The sequence below is a fragment of the Candidatus Darwinibacter acetoxidans genome (assembly GCF_041936445.1).
In the GTDB taxonomy this organism is placed as follows: domain Bacteria; phylum Bacillota; class Limnochordia; order Darwinibacteriales; family Darwinibacteriaceae; genus DTU010.
Map to the genome: position 1 here is coordinate 53,372 of NZ_JBHGXH010000322.1, position 19,799 is coordinate 73,170.

Sequence of the window (19,799 nt, forward strand, 5' to 3'; positions counted from 1 at the left end):
CCCTCCTTCAGCTTGACTGCCGCTCGCGGGCAATGATTTCTGCTTTGGCAAAACGGATGTAGTGCAACAGCGGCCGCTTCGAGGGGCAGATGTAGGTGCAGCAGCCGCACTCGATGCAATCCAGCGCCCCGTATTCCCTGGCGTTGTCCCACTGCTCGTTCATGCCGTAGGCCTCCAGCTTAAGGGGAAGCAGGTTCGCCGGGCAGACATCCACGCAGCGGGCACACTTGATGCAGGGCTGGGAATCGGGGGTTTTGCTCTCATCCACGCCGAAGCAGAGAATACCGCCGGTCACCTTGGTCACAGGCACATCCAAGCCAAACTGTGCTCCGCCGGTCATGGGTCCCCCGGCCACCACTTTACCCGGGGTCTGGCTGAAGCCACCTGCGGCCTCGATCACCGCCTGGAAGCCTGTACCCACAGGCACCAAGAAGTTCTTGGGTTCCGCCACCGCGGAGCCGGTAACCGTGACCACTCTGGAGATCAAAGGTTCCCCGTCCCGCACGGCCTTGGCCACCGCCCAGGCGGTGCCCACGTTTTGCACAATGCAGCCCACCTGGAACGGCAGACCGCGGCTGGGCACTTCCCGGCCGGTGAGGGCTTGGATCAGCTGTTTTTCCCCTCCCTGGGGATACCTGGTGGGCAGGGCCACCACTTCGATATTCCCAGCCTTCTCCCTGAGGGCGGCAATGGCATCGGGCTTGTTGTCTTCCACCCCAATGATGATCCTGCGGGCCCCACAGGCCTTGGCCATGAGCTTGGCCCCGAGGATGATCTCCTCAGGGTACTCCACCATCAAGCGGTGGTCTGCCGTGAGATAGGGCTCGCATTCACAACCATTAAGCAGTAGATAATCAATAATGACTCCCTTGGGCGGGGTTAGCTTGGGCGCGGTGGGAAAACCTGCGCCGCCCATGCCCACAATGCCAGCCTCCTCGATGCGCTCCAGGATGCTCTGGGCATCCAGCTGCACCGGATCGGGATGGGTCTGCCTTTCTACCCACCTCTCCTGGCCGTCGTTCTCAATAACAATGCAGGTGAGCTCCCGCCCCGAAGCGCTGGGCCTCGGTTCGATGGCGGCCACCTTTCCTGATACTGGCGCATGCACTCGGGCGCTGATCCTGCCATCGGCCTCGGCGATGGGCTGGCCCTTGAGCACCTCATCCCCCTTGGCCACCAGCGGTTTGGCTTCCCGCCCGGCGTGCTGCAGCAGGGGCACTACCACAACTTCCGGAGCAGATAGCACCTGGATAGGAGTGCTGTTGGTGCTCTCTTTGTTCTCCTTGGGATGAATGCCCCCAAAAAAAGCGCGAACGCGTCGCATGTATCAAGTCACCTCACAATCACTTATTTAGACCACACCGACTAGATATTCTGGTCTGGGGCGGCAAATCCTGCCTAGGGCAAATTTTTGGCACCGGCGAACCCCAGCTGCCGCCAGGCTTCATAAACCACTATGGCTACAGTATTAGCCAAATTCAAAGATCTTACATCCCGCTGGGGCAGGGTCACCACCCGCTCTGGATAGGCCTGCAGCAGCTCCCCACCGAGGCCTTTGGTCTCGCTCCCGAAGATCAAGTAGTCCCCAGGCTGGTAGCTCACCTGGGAGTACAGCTTGCGGCCCCCCGTTTCCAGGAAATACATGCCCTTCGGCTCCTCCGCGGCTAGAAAGTCGGCGAAGGAATCATGGACCTTCAGCTGCAGGTACTGCCAGTAATCCAGGCCCGCCCGCCTTAGGCGGGGATCGCTTAAAAAGAAGCCCAAAGGCCTGACTAGATGGAGGGTTGCCCCCACCGCCACACACAGCCGGGCGATATTACCCGTATTGGCCGGAATCTCCGGCTCCACCAAAACCACATGCACCGCTCTCACTTCCCTTTACGCAAGAAAAGAGGGCCTTTGGCGACCCTCAACCCAGTCTGGAAAAATCAGAACCAGTAGCGGATGAACACCTGCGCCTGCTCCTGGGTGAGCCCGGCTCCCAAGGTGAGGGGGTGCTCCGACAGCGAGACCAAAACGTGCATGCTCAGCCCCTCACTCACCAGCGCAATATCCAGCTTCACCCTCTCCCGAGGTTCCTGGTAGGACAGGCCAAACCCGAAGGAACTGCCCAGTGAGACGGAAAAACGCCACACCCCCTGCCGGGTAAACTGCACATAGGGGATGATGCTGTACTCGAACTCGCCCACTTCCGATACGGAAAGCTGTGCCTGGCCCGCCAGGCCATGGCCCACCGACCCGTACATGCGGCTGAACTCCCCGTAGGCACCCACATGGGGCTGTGTACCGCTGGGAAAGGTGGAGAGAATGGGCCGCCCAGTAGTGCCGCCGAAGAGCTCCAGGCTGTAGCCGATGTTGCCCAGAATCACCTGCTTGTGGCCGCTGAACCAGCTGAGGGCCTGTTCCTGCCCTTCCGCCTGGGTCAAAAACCCGCCGATGCCCGTTTTCTCATACCCCAAGAGCCCCATGGGCTTCACCGTCTCCTGGCTTAAGCCCAAACCTGTCTGCCAGCCCTGGGGTCCAAAACTAAAGGGGAGATCCTCCGCCTCAAAGGCCAGTGCCACCTGGCTTGCGGCTAGAAAGACAAACCCGATCAGGCCGAGCACTAACAGATTGCGCAACCAGGGCTGCAATGATTACCCCTCCCTAACGTGACAAGCTCACATCTTCTCAATCTTAGCATCGGGCAGGCAGGTGATCTCCTCCACGCTCAGCCCGGGATCCAGCTCCACATTGGACAGGCGCATGGTTCCCTGGAGAACCTCTCCTTCGTACACGGAAATCTCGTGGGGAAACCAGCTGTCATCCCGCACCCGCACGTACCAAATCTCCTCCTCGGGGGCATCCACCTGCAAGAGGTAGTCCGTGACCCCGCCTTCCAGCTCCACCTTCTCCAAAATATCCACGTTGTACTGGGAGAAGTCGAAATAGGAGGTAAGCTGGGTTAAATCCTGGCCTATGCTCAGGGCAACCAGGGCCTCCTTGCTGGCATCCTCCAGGCCCCGCACCACGATCACATTGGTTACGGGCTGGAAGATGTGTACCTGCATCTCGGCCTGATTTGCCACCAGGATCATACCCCGCACCGCGCTGGGCTCGTTAAACTCGATGCGGGCCAGTTTATGCTCAATGCTCACCATTAGGTGGAGGACCACTTCCTCATTGCGCCGCTCGCGGATCTCCGTGATGTTGATATCCACAGCCAGATCCTTCAGATCCTCAACGGCGGCTTTGATCTGATCCACCACCGCGGCCGCTTCTTCCGAGATGGTGATCTCCTGCATCACCTGCTGATACTTCTCTGAGAAGTTGTCGGGCTCCTCCTCTACTTGGGGCTGGTTCAGGTTCAGCTGAATGGTTTTCGTGGGCGAGTCCTCAGCAGATGCCAAGGCAGAACAAGAGATAAGTGCGGTAAGCAACACAATGAGTGCGGCAGATAAACCTAAGCGGTACTTCATTCCCAACGACTCCTCGCCTCGATTTCTAGCTCTTCCGGCATCCTAAACCTGGTTGCACAGAAGGCGAACAAGTTGTACAATATCTTTTGGATGCCTGAAAGGAGGGATGCCAGATATGCCTATCTATGAGTACAACTGTCCCAACTGCGGCCGCTTCGAACTGAAGCAGAGCATGAAAGACAGCAAACTCGAGAGTTGTCCCACATGCAGCGCTCCAGTTCAGCGCCTGATTTCCAAGAATGTCGGCATTATCTTCAAAGGGCCTGGTTTTTACATCAACGACAGCCGGAACGACTCCAAAAACGGTGCTGCCAGCAGTCCTGCAGCGGAGAGTTCCGCCTCATAAAGCACCCGTCGCACCTTCCCCGGAAGGTGCTTTTTTTCTCCCTGCCCCCGCTACGGCGGTGTCAGCTCCGGCCGGGTGAGCCGGAAGGTGTTCCCTTCCCGGATCAGGGTGGGTGTGAGCACCCGCTGGCGCTGCAGCACAACGGGAACGGGCTCGGCCACCTGCACAGGCCTCATCTGCGGCGGCCGGGTGCTGTACCAGCTCTCACCGTGGCGGAAATAGAGGGCCCCATCCAGCCAGAGGGCCTCCTGGGCCTCCAGGCCCCTGCTCACCAGGGCCAAGGCCTCCATCTGCACGTGGAGGGCTGCCACCGCTCTTCCCGCCGGGCCCTCCACTTCCAGGGCCAGCAGGCTGCCCTGGGGCGCCCAGGAAAAGGCCGTGACCGTCCCCTGGGGTACCTGCAGTCTCTTCACCACAGCACCCCAGCGGTTCAAAATCCACACTTCCCGCTGAACCTTTCCTTCCACCAGGAGGGCCAGGTGTTCCCCCTGGGGAGACCAGGCCGCATTCCGCACCAGGGCCTCTTCTACCCAGGTGACATGGCCTTGGATCTGCTGGTCAAAAAGCCTGACCCCCAGGGACGGCTCCCCAAGTTCTTCCAGCACATACCTGCCTTTGGGATCACTTCGCCCACCTGTGTGGGAATTCCTGCCCTGTTTTAATCTTTCTAGGACCTCCCAAGAGGTGACCTCAACCGGTTCTGACCAAAAGAGGGCCAGCTTCTCTTCTAGGATCTTCCGGCGCTGGCCTGGCTCGGGATGGGTGCGGAACAGATGCATGGGCTGATCAGCGCTATCCGCCTGGGCTAAAGCGTCCAGCAGGGCAATGCCCCCCGCGGGGTCGAAGCCGGCCCGGGCCGCGAGCTCCTGCCCCAGGGCATCTGCCTCCAGCTCCGCTTCCCGACCCCAGCCCGCCTGGAGCATCTGCACCAGGGTAAGGCCGGCCAGGCGCAGCAGCTCAGCGGACAGAAAGTCGATGGCCGCCACCCCCACCTCCGCCAGGACGGAAAGGCCCATCTGCCTCAGCACCGCATTCACGCCGTGCTTCTTTTCCACATGGGCGATCTCATGGCCCAGCACCGCCGCGAGCTGGGCCTCATCACTGCCGATCAGGCTCAGAAGTCCCCGGGTGATAAAGATAAACCCCCCGGGGAGTGAAAAGGCATTGGCTTCTTTGGAGTTGAGCACCGTAAGGGTGTACTCCACATCCTCCCGCTCGCTTTGGGCCGCCACGCGGCGGAAAACCTCCTCCACCCACAGCCGCTGCTGGATGGGGAGAATGTACTCCCCTCCGTACTCCTTGATCAAGGTGGGCGCGGTGCCCGCGCCTAAGGTGCGCTCAAAGCGCGCCGCCAGGCCCGCCGCGCAGGCGCCAGCCGGGGCCCCTAAAAGCAGCAGGAGCACCAAAACCAAGGTTAGAGACCGACGAACCCCTTTTGTCCTCAAAACAACCACCGCCAGTGCCGCAGAATCTCCTCCAGCGGAGGATCCTCCGCCGCCTCAGGTTTGCTGTCGCTAAAGGCTATGGAAAAGCCCTCCCCGCCAGGCAGTACCAGAAAGATCCGGTACTCCCACAGGCGGTTGCCCTGCCCGTCCTGGTAGGCATAGGCACAGGAGATGCCCCAAACTCCCGCCACCTCGATTTCCCTGAAATCCTGGACCAGTTCAAACTGCTCCAACCCCCCCGGCCCGCTGTAAAGCTCCACGGAGCGCTGGGCAAAGGCCAAGGCGGAAGGGTAGGAAACCGGCCCTAAGCGCTGGAAATAGAGGAGCTCGAAGTCCCCTTCCCCGTAGAACACCATCAAATCAGGGCTGCTGTGGTGCGCTTGGTAAACCCAGTGATCCCCGATGAGCGTGCTGTACAGCCCCGTGGGATCGGTAAGTGTGGAAGCTTCCGCCGGCCCCGGGGCGCAGAGGGCGGCGGCCAGGAGCAGGACGATCAACCAGCGGCTTGCAGCCATTATCCCACCCCCTCAAGCGGAACTCCGCACCACCAGCTCAGCCTGGAGCATCTGCTGGTCCGGAAAGGTTCCTGAACCGTAAATCTGCGCCGTGAGCATCTGCACGGCGATCTGGCCCAACTCGTAGATGGGCACGTGCACCGAAGTTAAAGCGGGCTGGACGTAAGCCCCCAGGATGGTGTTGTTAAAGCCCACCACCGCCACATCTTCCCCCACGGTAAAACCCCGTTCCTGTAGGGCGCGCATGGCGCCAATGGCGATGAGATCATCCACGGCAAAGATGGCGGTGAACTGCCCGCCCTTCTCCAAAAGGCGGAGGGTAGCCTGGTAGCCGCCGTCCACCGAGAACTCCGAGTGTTCCACCAGCCTCTGGTCCCAGGGCAGGCCCTCTTCAGCCAGGGCCAGCTCATAGCCGCGCAGGCGGTCGGCGCTCACCACATAGCGGGGATCCCCATCCAGGCAGGCGATGCGCCGGTGGCCCTTGCCCAGAAGGTACTCCACCGCGGCTTTGGCATCGGCCACATTGTCGTTATTCACCCAGTTGATCGCTTCGGGCCCCTCGTGGCGCCCGATGAGCACAAAGGGATAGCCCTCCTCCGTAAGCCGCGGGATGAGCTGGTCCTGACGGTGGGAAGCTAGGAGAATCACCCCATCCACCCGGCGCTGCCTGAGCAGGTTCAGGCATTCTTCATCCTCTTGGGTAAAACTGCTGCTGGTGGATAACACTAAATGCAGCCCGTACCTGTGGGCGATGGAGGAGATGCCTTGAATGACCGCGGGAAAGAAGGGGTTGGCAAAGTCCCCCTGGGTGAGGCGGGAGCGGATCACCCCGATGCTGCTGCTGGTCTGGTTAACCAGACTGCGGGCGATGGCGTTGGGGTAATAGCCCAGCTCCGCCATGACCAGGCGCACCCGTTCCTTGGTGTTGGGGCTGATGCGGGGATGGTCCGCAATCACTCGGCTCACCGTGGAGGGTGATACGCCGGCCCTCCGGGCCACATCCTTGATGGTCACTTTACTCAATCGAACCACATCCATCTAGCTCTTCACAAGGCATCTGTTAGTTAATACTACAAAGGCCAGATGATCCCTTCCCTTAAACTCCGGAGGTGATGTTTTGTCCAGCACTACATCGAAACTATTCGCAGGCGCGCTGGGCGTTATGGGCGGTCTTGTGGCCCTGCGCTTCCTCAGCGGGCAGCTGGTCCGCCAGGGCGTGAAGGTGCTCATGACCGACCCCTATATGGAAAACCTGGCGGAACTGCTCTCGGCCACCAAGCGCACCGGGGTGCAGACCATCCTGGAAACCAACCTCCGGGCCCAGAAGGCCCAGGTGCTCAAGCGGCCCTTGGGCAGCCCCCGCCGCTTTTTGGACTTCGATGGGCTCATGTTTGTCTCCGCGCATCTGGACCGGCCGCCCCTCCCCCACACCAGGGAGGTGCACACCGCGACCACCATCGGTCCCGGGGCCAAAAAGCCCCTAACCTTAGCCACCCCCCTTTTGGTTTCCGGCATGGCCTACAAAAAGGCCCTCTCCGACCGGGCCAAATACGCCCTGGCTTTAGGCAGCCGCCTGGCGGGCACGGCCTCCAATACGGGGGAGGGGCCTTTTTTGCCCAAGGAGCGGGAATTGGCGGAGCGGCTGATTATCCAATACCCCCGCATGCCCCTGCACCGCACCGTGGAAATCCTAGCCCAGGCCGATGCCCTAGAGATCCAGCTGGGCCAGGGGGCCAGCGCCGGCGGGGCCCAGGCCCCCTTCCCCCACCTGGTCCGCCCGGAGCTTCCCGCCCTGCGTCAGCGGGAAGATCTGCCGAAGATCGTAAGCTTTCTGCGGCAGGTGGGCGGAGGCGTGCCTGTGGGGGTGAAACTTTCCTTCACCAACAACCTGGAGCGGGAGATCGACCTCTGCCTGGAGGCGGGTGTGGATTTTCTCGCCATGGAAGGGGCCAAGGCGGTCACGGTGGCCGCCCCCCCCATCCTGGAGGATGACTTCGGCCTGCCCACCATCATCGGGCTCTGCCGGGCGGTGGAGCACCTCAAGGCCCGGGGGGTGCACCGCCAAGTGAGCCTGATCGTTTCCGGGGGCTTTTTCTCCCCCGGCCAGTGCCTCAAGGCCCTGGCCCTGGGGGCAGATGCCATCTACCTGGGCACCATGGCCCTCTATTCCATCAGCCACACCCAAACCGCCAAATCCATTCCCTGGGAACCCCCCACCCAGCTGGTGGTGGACGGCGGCAAGCAGGCGGGGCGGTTCAACTGGAAGCTGGGGGCGCGGCATCTGGCCAACTACCTCATCTCCTGCACCGAGGAGATCAAAGAAGGAGTGCGGGCCTTGGGTAAGCACGCACTCCTGCAGGTAGACGCCTCTGACCTGGTCTCCCTGGACGAGGTGACCAGCCAGATCACTGGTACCCCCCTGGCCTACTCCAGGCGCACGGTGCGGGCCCGCATCCCGTCAGAGGTATAGTAAAACAAAACGATCTGGGTTCCTTCTTTGAAGGGCAGCTCCTCCACGATGGTCCAGCGCTCCAGCTCCCGGGGGGACAGGCCCGCGGCCTCGGGGATCAGCTCTCCGAGGCGGCCGGAGTTGATCAGCTCCGACTTCGGCTTGGGATTCCGGGGGCCCCCCAGCCAGTGGGGGGTGGCCTGCCTGCGCTCATGGCAGCGGAAGTCATAGAGCAGCCAGGGCCTCAGGTCAGGGTTCCCCTCGCCGAAAAACTCCAGGAGAATCCGGTAGCGGCTGAGCAGGGAATGCTCGCTCCAGTGGTAGCCCGCCTCTTCCCACTTGGCCGCGAACTCGTTGAAAAAGGCAAAGGGCGAGCGTCCCTCCCGCAAAAGGTAAGCTAGGGAATGCTCAAAGCGGGGGTTATAGTATTTCTCCACCAAATCCTCGATGATCTTGAGGCGCTGGAGTTCCCCGAAGGAGAGATCCTTGGTGTAAAGCACCTCGTAGGGCGCCTCGTCGGTAAACACGCAGCCAAAACTCTCCGCCTCTTCCCGCAGGCGGGAGCCCCGCAGAAGCTTGAGAAAGCCCAGATGAATCCGGTCCGGCTTGAGGTTATAAACAAAGTCAAAGGACTTGCCAAAACGCCAAAACCCCTCTTCCGGGAGGCCGGCGATGAGGTCCAAAAGCACGATTACGGTCGTCTTTTCCTTTAAGAAGCGCACCGCCTCGGCCAAACGCCCCAAGTCGCTGCGGCGGGAGATGGCCTCCAAGGTGGCGGGATTGGTGGACTGGACCCCGATTTCAAACTGAAAGCGGTTCTCCGGCGCCCTGGTCAAAAGCTCCAAGATGGGCTCGGTGAGCAGGTCGCCCCCCACCTCCAGCTGGAAGCGGGTGGTGGTATCCAGCCCGATCATGAACTCCAGGAGCTCATAGGCCCGCCGGGCATCGTAGTTGAAGGTCCTGTCCACAAAGCGCACCTGCTGCACACCGGCCGCGGCCAGGGCGGCCAGCTCCTCTTTGGCCCGGTCGAGGGGAAAGGCCCGCACCGGGCCCATCACCGAGGAGAGGCAGTAGGCACAGCGAAAGGGACAGCCCCGGGTGGTTTCGAAATACACGATTTTGTCCTGGAGATCAGCCAGGTCCCCCTGGTAGATGGGGGGAAGCGCGGCCAGATCCAGGGGCTGGGCAGGGTTTTGGACAACCGCCCCGCCGCCCGTGCGGTAGGCCAGACCCGGCACCGAAGCCAGGTTTTCTGCCCCGAGCCTTCCCCCGCACCGCGCGTATTCCTCCAAAAAGCGGCGCAGGGCCTCCTCCCCTTCCCCGGCGATGATGTAGTCGATGGCCTCATGCTCCGTGAGCCAATACTCCACATCAAAGGAGACCTCCGGCCCGCCCAGGATGATGGTGGTTCCCGGAAGCACCTTGCGCAGCTGGCGCAGCAGGGGCAGGATCAGCTCAATGTTCCAGATGTAGCAGGAAAAGCCCAAAACATCTGGCTTTCTTTTGGCCAGCTCCCCCAGGATCAACCGGGGGCTTTGGTTGATGTTGAATTCCACTGTTTCCAGATCTGGAAACTGCCGTTCACAGTAGCGCCTCAGGTAACGCAGGGCCAAGCTGGAATGGCTGTACCTGGCATTCAGCGCCGCCAGTACAACTTGCATAGGCTTCCTCCCTCAGTCAAAGCAGGAGCCCCCGATGAATTCCTGCAGGATGGAGTTGCAGGGAATCACTGACCAGTCATCCACTTCCACGAAGTAGTCCAAAAAGCGCAGCAGGCGCCTGGCCTCAGAGTACTGGGGATCCTCCGGTGTAATCTGCTTCAGCAGCGGTGTGGCCAAAGGCTTCAGCACCGCCAGTTCGTAAATCAAGGTGGAGTTGAACATCACATCGGCGCTCTCCTGGAAGGGGAAGATGTGGCGGCGCTCTCCCCTGGTCACCGAAGGCCAGCGTTCAATGGTGGCCTTGGCATCATGGCCCCTGAACTGGTTATCCCTGATGATCCGCCTGAGCAGGCGCACATCGGTGGTGGAGATCCGGGTGTGATTGTCCAAATTCAAATTGGTGAGCGCGGAGACGTAAATCCTGAACTTGCGCCCCTTGGGAATGGACACGGTGAGCTGATCGTTGAGCCCGTGGATGCCCTCAATGATGATGGGCTGATCCGGGCGCACCTTGAGCTTGGTCCCCGTCCACTGCCTGCGGCCCGTGGGGAAATGGAAGGTGGGCACCTCCACTTCCTCTCCCTGGATCAGCTTGGTGAGGTGCTCGTTGAACAGCTCCAGATCGATGGCCTCCAGGGCCTCAAAATCGGGCTTCCCGTCCTCATCCAGGGGAGTTAAGTGGCGGTCCACGAAGTAGTCATCCAAACCGATAGCCACAGGTTCCAGACCGCACACCCGCAGCTGCACCGTGAGGCGCTTGGCGAAGGTGGTCTTCCCTGAACTGGAGGGCCCGGCGATCAGGATCAAGCGCAGCCGGTCCCGGTCTTTGGCGATCTGCTGGGCAATATCCCTGATCTGGTTTTCGTGGTACGCTTCGGACACCTGCACCAGTTCGCCAAACCCTCCCCGACGGATGCAGTCGTTGAGGGAAGCGGCATCGGGAATGCGCAAATTGTCCTGCCAGCGCTCCGCCTTAAAGAACTCGTTAAAGAGTTTTCCCTGCTCCACATATTCGGGAATCTGAGTGGGATTGGCCCGCCGGGGGTATTCCAAAATGAAGCCAGGTAGGTAATAGCGCAGCTTAAAGTATTTTAAATAACCGCTGCTGGGTACCAAAATGGCCCGCAGGGAGTCGTGGAACCAGCCGAAGCTGTAGAGCACCACTTCCTCTTCGTCCTGCTGCTCCAAAAGCCGGACTTTATCATCAAACCCCTGCTCGGCATAGATCCGCTTGGCCTCTTCCATGGGCACAAGGCGCCTGGTGAAGGGGATATCCTCCGCCACCAGGGCCCGCATGCGCTCCTCGATGGCCCGGATGTCCTTTTCGATCACCGGCTGGCTATGGTCAAATTCGCCGTACAGCCCGTTGTTCAGGGCGTGCTTGATGTGCACCGTACAGCCGGGAATCACCTCCAGGGCAGCCCGGACAAAGAGAAAGACGAGGCTGGCCCGGTAGGCCCGCATGCCGTCCTCGGTGCTGGTGTCCAGAAACTCGATGCGGCAGTCCTCGGTGAGGGGGAACTGGTAGCCGAAGATGTCGTTGTTCACCCTGGCCACCACTGTCCCCTCCGCTTCGGGTACCATGGCCGCAACTTCACCCACCAGGGTGCCCGCTGGGACTTCCAGCGTCCGCTCTCCCACTGTCACCACAATCTGCTTGCTCACAACAACTACCTCCCCATCCTCTTCGTGCGGGAAAAGTTCCTAAACAGGGAACTGGTGATGATAATTCCCGCCGCAATGGCGCCCGCCAAAAAGAGCGTGGTCACCAACAAGACTACACCTTGGGTATAATCCTTCTGCACAAAACTGAGCATGGTCAAATAAGCTTTGCTCCCCGGCACCAGGGGAATGATGCCCGGCGTCAAAAACACGATCACGGGCTGGTGGTGCCGGCGGGCCAAGATTTCACTGAGCACAGCCACGGTGGTGGCCGCCAAAAACACCGCCCCCACCTCGCCCCAGCTCTGCTCGGCCACGAGGAAGACGGTCCAGCCGAGCCCCCCAACCACGCCGCAGCGGACGGTCTGGCTGGCCGGAACCCGGAAGATGTAACCAAAGGTGAGGGCCGCTAGAAAGCCCATGCCAACCTGCACCAGCATTTCAGCTCCCCCCCAGGCTGAGCACTACCGCCACCCCTGCGGCGATGGCCACCGCGATCACCAGCGCCTCGGCGCTGCGGCTTAAGCCCGAAACCAGCTCGCCGCTGAGCAGATCCCGGATGGCCGTGGTGATCACCATACCCGGCGCCAAAACCATCACCGCACCCAGGATGGTCACGTTGCTGTTGAGGGCAAGAAAACGCCCCAGGCCCCGGATCACCCCCGCGGCCACCACGGAGCCCACCGCAGCCTGCAGCACCTTGGGAAAGGGGCCCTCCAGACGGGACACCACAAGCAGCACCAAGGTGCCCACCAGCCCCGCCACCAAGCCCTCCAGCCAGGTTCCACCCATCATCACGGCAAAGGCCAAGGCCCCGCCGCCGCCAATGAGGGGCCGGGTGAGGCTGTCCCCCGTGCCCGCCTGCTGCAGGCGCTCCAGCTCCCGCCGGACCTCCTGGGCCGTGATCTCCCCCGCGGAAAAGGCCCGGCTGAGGGAGTTTACCTCGGCGATGAGGGCGATATTGCTCTGACCGCCCCGGATGCGCTTCACCCGGGTATATACTTTACCTTGGGGATCGTGCAGGGAAACAAAGAGCCCCGTGGGGGTGGCGTAGCTTTCCACCTGCACAAACCCCGCGGCGCGGCCCATCCGCTCAATGGTCTCTTCCACCCGGGCCATCTCCGCCCCGCAGGTGAGCAAGAGCTCCCCGGCGGTTAGAATCAGCCCAACAAGTTCTTCCATGGGAATCATTCCATTCACTGCAGACTGCTGGCAGGAAATACTAGTACCGTGTTGAACAACCAAAGGCAAAGGGAGGTCGAGGCAATGCCAATGCAAATCAACAAACAGCGTTTACTGGATGAATTTCTGGAACTGGTGCAGATCGACAGTGCCTCCAAAGATGAACGGCTCATGGCCGATGCCCTCAAGCCCAAATTGGAAGCCCTGGGCTTTACCGTCACCGAAGACGATGCCGGGGCCAAGATCGGCGGCAGCGCGGGCAATCTCATCGCCGTGCTGGAAGGCAGCAAAGAGGCACCTACCCTGCTCTTCTGCGCGCATATGGACCGGGTTGAGCCTGGACGGGGCATCAAACCCATAATCGAAGACGGCATGATCAAAAGCGATGGCACCACCATCTTAGCCGCGGACGATGTGGCCGGCATCGCCGCCATCCTAGAAGCGGTCCGCTCCGCCCAGGAACAGGACATTCCCCACGGCAGGCTGGAACTCCTCTTTACCGTGGCGGAAGAAGGGGGCCTGTTTGGGGCCAAATCCCTGGATGCCAGCAGGCTTTCGGCTGAGGCCGGCTTTTTCCTGGACAGCGGCGGGCCGGTGGGCACCATCGTAGTGCAGGCCCCGGCCCAGAAGAACATCAGCGCGACCATCCACGGCCGGGCAGCCCACGCCGGGGTGGCACCGGAAAACGGCATCAGCGCCATTTTGGTAGCTGCGGAGGCCCTGACCAAGATGAAGCTGGGCCGCATCGATGCGGAAACCACCGCCAACATCGGCCTGATCCAGGGGGGCGTAGCCACCAACATCATCCCCGATCGGGTGGAGATGAAGGGCGAAGCCCGCTCCCGGGACCCCGAAAAGCTCGAACGCCAGGCGCAGCACATGGTGGAAGTGATCCAAAGCACCTGCGCCGCCCACGGCGTGGAAGCGGAAGTGGTGGTGGGCGACAGCTACAATTCCTTCCGCCTCACGGAAGAGGACTATGTGGTGCAGCTGGCGCTGCGGGCGGCCAAGGCCTTGGGCCTGGAGCCCCGCATCGAGAGCACCGGCGGGGGCAGCGATGCCAACATCATCAACGGCCGCGGCATCCCCTCGGTGATCCTGGGCCTGGGCTACACCAATGTGCACACCACCGACGAGGCCATCCCCATCCAGCAGCTGGAGGCAGCCGCCCAGTACGTGCTGCAGATTATCAAAGAAAACTAAACAGGAGCCGGTGCCCGTCCAGCTGGCGAGCCGAACGGGCACTTCCTTATCATTATAGTATATTATCCCTCAGGATTTTGGTCAACTCGTCCACCGAGGGCGGCCCCAGGGAATCCGCGGTATTGCGGGTCTGGGCCGCCTTCTGCGCGTAGGCCCTGATCTCTTCCTCAGGCACATGCAGCTGGCCTACCCACGGTGCGAAAAGCTCATCCATGAGCTCCCGGAAGGCTTCCAGGGACGGCAGATCCAAAAGCTCCAAGATGTTCTCCACCCGCTCTGGAGCGTGCCTGTGGTTGTACTCCAGGTAGGAAGCCATCAAAATCCCGTTGGCCCGCCCGTGGGGGTAGTTGTGGAAATAGGTGAGGGGATAGCCCAGGGCGTGCAGGAACGTGGTCCCGGTCTGGGCGTTGGTGATCCCGCCCAGCATGGAGGCGAGGAGCAGATCTTCCCGATCCTGCAAAGACAGCTCGCCGCTGCGCAGGGCAGGCAGGGCCGCTCCCCACACCGCGATCCCCTGCAGAGCCGCCAGGTCGCTCGCGGGCGTGGCCTTGCTGGAAAGATAGCTTTCCACCAGGTGGGAAAGGGCGTCCACCGCGGTATCCACGGTCACCTGCCGGGGCAGGGACGCCGTGTACTTGGGATCTAAATAAGCCACCACGGGGAAGAGATCCGGACCCCGCAGGCTCCTTTTCGTCTCATTTTCATGGATGGTCAACACCGCATAGGGCGTAACCTCGCTCCCCGTCCCCGCGGTGGTGGGAATGGCCACAAGGGGCAGGGGTTTGGCCTCCCAGCCCTGGAAAAGCTCCAGGGGATCCCGGTCATCCACCGCCATGAGGGCCATGGCCTTAGCCGCATCCAGGGGCGAACCGCCGCCGATGGCAATGATGTAGTCACAGCCCTGTTCCCTGGCCAGCTGGGCACCTGCCCGGCAGGTTTGGGGGGTGGGGTTGTTTTCCACCTGGTCGAAGAGGACGTAATCACCCTTGAGCACCGCCAGCACATCATCTAAAGCTCCGCTGGCCCGCCCCGAAGAGGGCCCCGTGACGATCAAGGCCTTGGCACCCAAGGAGAGGCTCGGGGCCTGCTTTTTCACCACATCCTCACCGAAAAAGATCTTCGTGGGCATAAAGAAACTAAACTCCCGCACTTTCTCAGCTCCTTCCTAAACCTTAACGAATTTCCACTCTCCCCTGTTGAAGCGCCACTGAATCAGGAGGCTGCGCAGGAAAAGATCAGCAACCATCCCGATCCATGCTCCAATGAGGCCCATTCCCAGGCGCAGGGCCAAAACGTAAGCCAAAACCACCCGCACTCCCAAGAAGGAGACCAGGACCATTTTCATGATGGCCCGGGTATCCCCTGCTCCCCTCAGGCCACCCGCCAGGATCATCCACACCGCCAGGGAGGGCTGGGCAATGGCCACCAGGCGCAGGCAGATCACGGCCAAGGAAACCACCTCGGGATCCTGGGAGAAGATGCGCACGATGGGCCCGGGTATGAGGAAGAAAACCAAGCCCATGCTGGCCATGACCAAAATCCCTAAGTTGCGGCTGATCCTGCCGGCCCTTTCCGCATCCTCGGGGCGCCCCGCGCCTAAGTTTTGCCCCACCAAGGTGGTCGCGGCAACGGCAAAGCCGGCCCCCGGCATAAAGGACAAGGATTCCGCGTTGAGGGCCACCTGGTGGGCGGCATAGCTCACCGTGCCCAAAGAGGAAACAATCATGGTGTAAAAGAGCTGCCCGATGCGGAGCGTCCCCTGCTCCACCCCTGCCGGCACGCCGATTTTGGCGATGCGGTGGATGATCTCCAGATCAGGCCTGAAGGAATCGCCCCAGCGCACCTGGAGAACATCGCTTCTAAAGAGCACCCGCAGGGCCATTACCCCTCCTAAGGCTTGGGCAATGGCTGTGCCCAGGGCGGCGCCGGCTACCCCCAAGGCGGGCACCGGACCTAAACCGTAGATGAACACGGCATTGCCGATTACGTTGATCAGGTTCACCAAGGCGGTGATCTGCATGGGGGTTTTGGTATCACCCGCACCCCGCAGCGCTGCGTTGATCACGATCAGGAAGTAGTTGAGGATCATGGCCAGGGCCACAATGCGCACATAGAGCGCCGCGGAGTCTAAAACTACCGTTTCCGCCCGGCGGAAGAGAAAGCCCAAAAGGGCCCGGGCCGCAGTCAGGAAAGTAAGCATAACAGTGCCGGAAACAAAAAGACCGAGAACTAAGGATTGCCTGGCCACATCCCGGGCCCGCTCAGGCTGTTCAGCCCCGATGTACCTGGCAACTAAGGCGGTACTGCCCGTGGCCAGGGCAGAAAAGACGGTCAAGCCCAGGTGGTTGATTTGGTTCCCCAATCCCACGGCGGCCAAGGCAGCCGCCCCTAAGCGCCCCACCATAGCTGTGTCCACAATGCCCACCATGGTATGCAGCAGGTTTTCCACAATGGCGGGCCAAGCCAGGCGCAGGATGCGCGCCCTGAGATCCAGCGGCTTGGCCGCGAGTTCAGGTTCCAAAGACATCTCTCCCTTCTTGCGGGCTGCAGGATTCCCTGCCTGCCGGGCGAACTATAGACCATTATACATCACTGGAGGGATTCCCTGTGCAGCGCTCAGTCTACCAGTCCCCACTGGGCCCTTTTTATCTCTGGTTTTATCAAGACAAGCTGGTCTGTGCCACCTTTGACGAAAGATACGGAGAAAAGTTCACTGCCCGCTTCTTCCGGGCCCGCTTCGATCCGCAGCTGCTGCCTGCAAAGTGCACCCGGGACCTGGACGCCTACTTCCGCGGCCAGCGGGTGGAGTTTGACTGGCCCCTTCAGCTGGAGGGCACGCCCTTCCAGCGGGAAGTGTGGGCGGAGATCAGACGCATTTCTTACGGCTCCTTCACCACCTACAAACAGATCGCCCACAACCTGGGCATCAAGGCCTACCGAGCCGTGGGCCGGGCGGTGGGCGCCAATCCGGTGAGCATTATCGTCCCCTGCCACCGGGTGCTGGGCACCCATGGCCTGGGCGGCTATGGAGGGGGACTGGCCCGCAAGCGCTTGCTTTTGGCGCTGGAAAATGTTAATCTAGCACCAAACCTTTTAGGCTAGGGGAGGTGCCAGCAATCAGGCAGTTCATTTTCGGCTTTGACATAGATGGCGTGCTCACCAATGACGATGATGGCCAGAACAACATCTGGCTGGAGACCGCCAGCACCTATTTCGGCGAGCCCATCCAAAAGGCGGCCTACCACGTGGAAGAGGCCTTCAACAAGACCAGGGAAGAAGTTGAAGAGTTCTTCCAGGCCTGCATCGAAGAGATCTTCACCAGCGTCCCGGTGAGGGATTACGCCCCGGAAACGCTGCGGGCTTTGGCTGAGCGTGGCGGCATCATCCACCTGATCACCCATCGGGACACCAGGCACCGCCAGATCACAGAGACTTGGCTGCGGCGCCACGGGATCCCCTACCACAGCCTGACCATGTGCCCCACGGGGTACGGCTACTCAAAAAAAGAGCGCTGCCTGGAGCTGGGCGTGCAGTTCTTTGTGGATGACAAATTGGAAAACGCCGAAGAGGTGGCGGCAGCGGGCATCTACACCCTGCTCTTCCACGCCTCCCACAACGCCGGGCGCCCCACCAAGGTGCCCCTGGTCAAGGACTGGCGGGAGGTGGCCCGGCATATCGACTTCTTCCTAGATCAGCGGCAGCGCCAAGCCCGCTAGTTAGGAAACGCTCTGCTCCAGCTCGTCCCGGCAGAGCTCGTAAAAATTGCACCACGGACACTGTTCCCTGGCCTCGGTGAGGGCGAACCTCTCCTTCGGCTGGGGAATATTGCGTTCAGGATCCGTTAAGAACCCTTTCATCTCTTCCATGCTGGCGGCGGCCTGCCGCTCCACCGCCTGGAGGTCCTGGGGCGTAAAGCGCATCTCCACTGTGGAGGGACCGTTCAGGTACTCCAGGCGGGCGGTGATCCTCTCCACCGCCACAGCGTATTTTTCCCGCACAAACAGGACATAAAGGGCCACCTGATCCCGGTATTCCTCCGCTTCCTCCCCGCTCTTCCAGTCCACAACCACCCAATCGCCCCCGGGCTGGGCATAGATCAAGTCGGGCACGGCAAAAACCGGTGTACCGGCGATGGTTATGGTGTCAAACTGCTCGCAGCTCACCACCTGGGCCCCTGGCTGGGCCAGCTCCCGCCAGACAGAGCTGGCCACCAGGGCCCGGGCCACCTGGCCCAGGCGCTGGTTGATGCTGTCCAGCACCGCTTCGCTCACACCTGTGCCGTAGTAGAACTCCCGGAGCATGTCCACCCGCTTGGGACGGAGCAGAAACTCTTCCCGGTTTTGTTGGGAAGAGCGCCACACCCTCCTAAGATGCCGGCGGATTTCTTCCTCCACAACCTCCGCACTCGCGAGCTCCCGCCCGGCCTTTACCCTGTGCACCAGGGACTGGGCGGCGCGGTGCACCCCATCGCCCAGGGCGGTGTAAATACTGCCCAGCTGCTTGAGGCGGTAAGCCAAAGCAGCTTCCGCAGGGGCGTCCCGCTCCCAGCCGTTGTGGGAAGCGTAGTAGTTGTAGTAATAGCGCCGCAGGCAGCTGGCGAAAATCTGCTGGCGGGAATGGGACCAGGACCACTGGGGGTACTCAGTTCTCACGTAGGCCAATTGCAACCTCCCTTTCTGCCACGGCCCGGGCCAGATCGTGGCCGCTGGGGTTTTGGAATACGCGCAGATCGAATTCGGGGATGATGGCAAGAACATGGTCAAAGATGTCCGCAGCCACAGATTCGTGGCTCACCCAGGCCGTATCCTTGGTGAAGGCGTAGATCTCCATGGGCAGTCCGTTGGTGGTGGGCGGCAGCTGGCGCACGAGCAGAATCAGATCCTGGTTGATCTGGGGGTGGTTCTGCAGGTAAGCCAGGAGATAAGCCCGGAAGGTGCCTAAGTTGGTCAGATGGCGCCCGTTCACCAAAGAGCTTTCATCGATGTTGTGGCGGCGGTTGTACTCGGCGATCTCCTCGGTTTTGCGGGCCAGGTAGTCCTGGAGGAGCTGGATCTTGCTTAAGCGCTCCAGGAGCTCCTCATCGAGGAAGCGGACGCTGGTCTGGTCAATGAGCACCGAGCGCTTGATGCGCCGGCCGCCCCCTTCAAACATCCCCCGCCAGTTCACAAAGGAATCCCCCGTGAGCTTGTGGGTGGGGATGGTGGTGATGGAACGATCCCAGTTGCGCACCTTCACGTAGTGCAGGGCCACCTCCACCACTGAACCGTCCGCGTTGTACTTGGGCACTTCGATCCAGTCCCCCACCCGCACCTGATCGTTGAGGGTGAGCTGCAGCCCGGCGAAAAAGGCCAGGATTGTATCTTGAAACACCACCAGGAGCACCGCGCTCACCGCGCCCAGACCGCTCAAGAAGATCCAGGGGGACTGGCCCAAGAGCTGGGAAAAGATGATGGTGCCGGCAAAGGCCCAGAGGGCAATCTGGAGGATCTGCACCACGCCCTTAATGGGCAGGCGCACGGAGATGGGAAAGGTGTTGTAGATGACCAGACCCGCCCGGAGCAGGCGGTCCAGGCCCACCGCGACCACCGTCACCGCCACCACCTTCAGAAGCTGCATGGCCCCTCCCTGCAGCACGGTCAAAAACGGGGTGACCCGGAACATGACCACCAAGGGGATAAGCAAAGCCGCGGCGCCGAACACCCCCTGTTCGAAGAGGACATCGTCCCATTTGATGCGGGTTTTCCGCAGCAGCTTCTGCAGCCGGGGCAGCAGATGGATGCGCACCAGGTAGTGCGCGAGGACGCCCAGGGCTAGTCCAAAAACCAGCAGCAAGAGATCGCGAACAATTGGTTTTTCCAGAAAGCCCATACTACCCTCC

General features: G+C 61.3%; 20 protein-coding genes. 5 read left to right on the forward strand and 15 right to left on the reverse strand.

What is annotated here, in order from left to right; genetic code table 11:
- Positions 1–7: 7 nt before the first annotated feature.
- The 4 genes from rsxC to ACE4YL_RS13450 form a co-directional block, all read right to left on the reverse strand.
- On the reverse strand, positions 8–1,324 hold the full coding sequence (rsxC, locus tag ACE4YL_RS13435) for an electron transport complex subunit RsxC (RefSeq protein WP_461357786.1): 1,317 nt from the start codon (positions 1,322–1,324) through the stop codon (positions 8–10).
- Positions 1,325–1,398: 74 nt separating this feature from the next.
- Positions 1,399–1,863, reverse strand: coding sequence for a tRNA (cytidine(34)-2'-O)-methyltransferase (locus tag ACE4YL_RS13440; RefSeq protein WP_461357787.1), 465 nt, complete (start codon positions 1,861–1,863; stop codon positions 1,399–1,401).
- Positions 1,864–1,928: 65 nt separating this feature from the next.
- Positions 1,929–2,633, reverse strand: coding sequence for a hypothetical protein (locus ACE4YL_RS13445; RefSeq protein WP_461357788.1), 705 nt, complete (start codon positions 2,631–2,633; stop codon positions 1,929–1,931).
- A 27-nt stretch (positions 2,634–2,660) separates the two neighbouring features.
- Positions 2,661–3,458, reverse strand: coding sequence for a LolA-like protein (locus ACE4YL_RS13450; RefSeq protein ID WP_461360216.1), 798 nt, complete (start codon positions 3,456–3,458; stop codon positions 2,661–2,663).
- 115 nt (positions 3,459–3,573) lie between these two features.
- On the opposite strand from ACE4YL_RS13450, the gene ACE4YL_RS13455 reads away from it, so the two are divergent.
- The gene (locus ACE4YL_RS13455; RefSeq protein WP_461357790.1) at positions 3,574–3,804 is read left to right on the forward strand and encodes an FmdB family zinc ribbon protein; all 231 of its coding nucleotides are present in this window, start codon (positions 3,574–3,576) and stop codon (positions 3,802–3,804) included.
- Positions 3,805–3,854: 50 nt separating this feature from the next.
- Here ACE4YL_RS13455 and ACE4YL_RS13460 read toward each other — a convergent pair whose 3' ends face one another.
- Genes ACE4YL_RS13460 through ACE4YL_RS13470 form a run of 3 tightly spaced genes read right to left on the reverse strand, consistent with a single transcriptional unit; the run spans position 3,855 to position 6,778 of the window.
- Positions 3,855–5,249: a M48 family metalloprotease gene (locus ACE4YL_RS13460; RefSeq protein ID WP_461357791.1), complete on the reverse strand. Its 1,395-nt coding sequence runs from the start codon at positions 5,247–5,249 to the stop codon at positions 3,855–3,857.
- Entirely contained in the window at positions 5,246–5,764 is a 519-nt protein-coding gene (locus ACE4YL_RS13465; RefSeq protein WP_461357792.1) for a hypothetical protein, read from the reverse strand. The genes ACE4YL_RS13460 and ACE4YL_RS13465 overlap by 4 nt, the downstream gene beginning before the upstream one ends.
- A 12-nt stretch (positions 5,765–5,776) precedes the next feature.
- Positions 5,777–6,778, reverse strand: a complete 1,002-nt coding sequence (locus ACE4YL_RS13470) for a LacI family DNA-binding transcriptional regulator (protein WP_461368573.1) — start codon at positions 6,776–6,778, stop codon at positions 5,777–5,779.
- A 103-nt stretch (positions 6,779–6,881) separates the two neighbouring features.
- Here ACE4YL_RS13470 and ACE4YL_RS13475 point away from each other — a divergent pair, with 103 nt between their 5' ends.
- The gene (locus tag ACE4YL_RS13475) at positions 6,882–8,234 is read left to right on the forward strand and encodes an FMN-binding glutamate synthase family protein (protein ID WP_461369720.1); all 1,353 of its coding nucleotides are present in this window, start codon (positions 6,882–6,884) and stop codon (positions 8,232–8,234) included.
- Here ACE4YL_RS13475 and ACE4YL_RS13480 read toward each other — a convergent pair.
- From ACE4YL_RS13480 to ACE4YL_RS13495, 4 genes are read right to left on the reverse strand one after another with little or no spacing between them, the layout of a single operon-like run.
- Positions 8,189–9,874, reverse strand: a complete 1,686-nt coding sequence (locus ACE4YL_RS13480) for a B12-binding domain-containing radical SAM protein (protein WP_461359725.1) — start codon at positions 9,872–9,874, stop codon at positions 8,189–8,191. The genes ACE4YL_RS13475 and ACE4YL_RS13480 overlap by 46 nt on opposite strands.
- 12 nt (positions 9,875–9,886) lie before the next feature.
- The gene (locus ACE4YL_RS13485) at positions 9,887–11,539 is read right to left on the reverse strand and encodes a uridine kinase family protein (RefSeq protein ID WP_461359726.1); all 1,653 of its coding nucleotides are present in this window, start codon (positions 11,537–11,539) and stop codon (positions 9,887–9,889) included.
- A 5-nt stretch (positions 11,540–11,544) separates the two neighbouring features.
- On the reverse strand, positions 11,545–11,976 hold the full coding sequence (locus ACE4YL_RS13490) for a threonine/serine exporter family protein (RefSeq protein ID WP_461359727.1): 432 nt from the start codon (positions 11,974–11,976) through the stop codon (positions 11,545–11,547).
- Between the two features lies 1 nt (position 11,977).
- Positions 11,978–12,718, reverse strand: a complete 741-nt coding sequence (locus ACE4YL_RS13495) for a threonine/serine exporter family protein (RefSeq protein ID WP_461360218.1) — start codon at positions 12,716–12,718, stop codon at positions 11,978–11,980.
- A gap of 84 nt (positions 12,719–12,802) precedes the next feature.
- Here ACE4YL_RS13495 and ACE4YL_RS13500 point away from each other — a divergent pair, with 84 nt between their 5' ends.
- On the forward strand, positions 12,803–13,921 hold the full coding sequence (locus ACE4YL_RS13500) for a M20/M25/M40 family metallo-hydrolase (protein ID WP_461358779.1): 1,119 nt from the start codon (positions 12,803–12,805) through the stop codon (positions 13,919–13,921).
- Positions 13,922–13,973: 52 nt separating this feature from the next.
- Here the strand turns inward: ACE4YL_RS13500 and ACE4YL_RS13505 are convergent, their stop codons facing one another.
- The gene (locus tag ACE4YL_RS13505) at positions 13,974–15,071 is read right to left on the reverse strand and encodes an iron-containing alcohol dehydrogenase family protein (protein WP_461358780.1); all 1,098 of its coding nucleotides are present in this window, start codon (positions 15,069–15,071) and stop codon (positions 13,974–13,976) included.
- Between the two features lie 15 nt (positions 15,072–15,086).
- Positions 15,087–16,442: an MATE family efflux transporter gene (locus ACE4YL_RS13510; RefSeq protein ID WP_461358781.1), complete on the reverse strand. Its 1,356-nt coding sequence runs from the start codon at positions 16,440–16,442 to the stop codon at positions 15,087–15,089.
- 86 nt (positions 16,443–16,528) lie between these two features.
- On the opposite strand from ACE4YL_RS13510, the gene ACE4YL_RS13515 reads away from it, so the two are divergent.
- On the forward strand, positions 16,529–17,023 hold the full coding sequence (locus tag ACE4YL_RS13515; protein WP_461360219.1) for a methylated-DNA--[protein]-cysteine S-methyltransferase: 495 nt from the start codon (positions 16,529–16,531) through the stop codon (positions 17,021–17,023).
- A gap of 5 nt (positions 17,024–17,028) precedes the next feature.
- On the forward strand, positions 17,029–17,637 hold the full coding sequence (locus ACE4YL_RS13520; protein ID WP_461357695.1) for a 5' nucleotidase, NT5C type: 609 nt from the start codon (positions 17,029–17,031) through the stop codon (positions 17,635–17,637).
- On the opposite strand, the gene ACE4YL_RS13525 is transcribed toward ACE4YL_RS13520, so the two are convergent.
- A complete protein-coding gene (locus ACE4YL_RS13525) occupies positions 17,638–18,573 on the reverse strand; it encodes a PD-(D/E)XK nuclease family protein (RefSeq protein ID WP_461357699.1) in 936 nt (311 codons plus the stop codon).
- Positions 18,563–19,789 carry a mechanosensitive ion channel family protein gene (locus tag ACE4YL_RS13530; protein ID WP_461357696.1) on the reverse strand — a complete coding sequence of 409 codons (1,227 nt, stop codon included), beginning with the start codon at positions 19,787–19,789 and terminating at the stop codon, positions 18,563–18,565. Before ACE4YL_RS13530 ends, ACE4YL_RS13525 begins: the two co-directional genes overlap by 11 nt.
- Positions 19,790–19,799 lie beyond the last annotated feature (10 nt).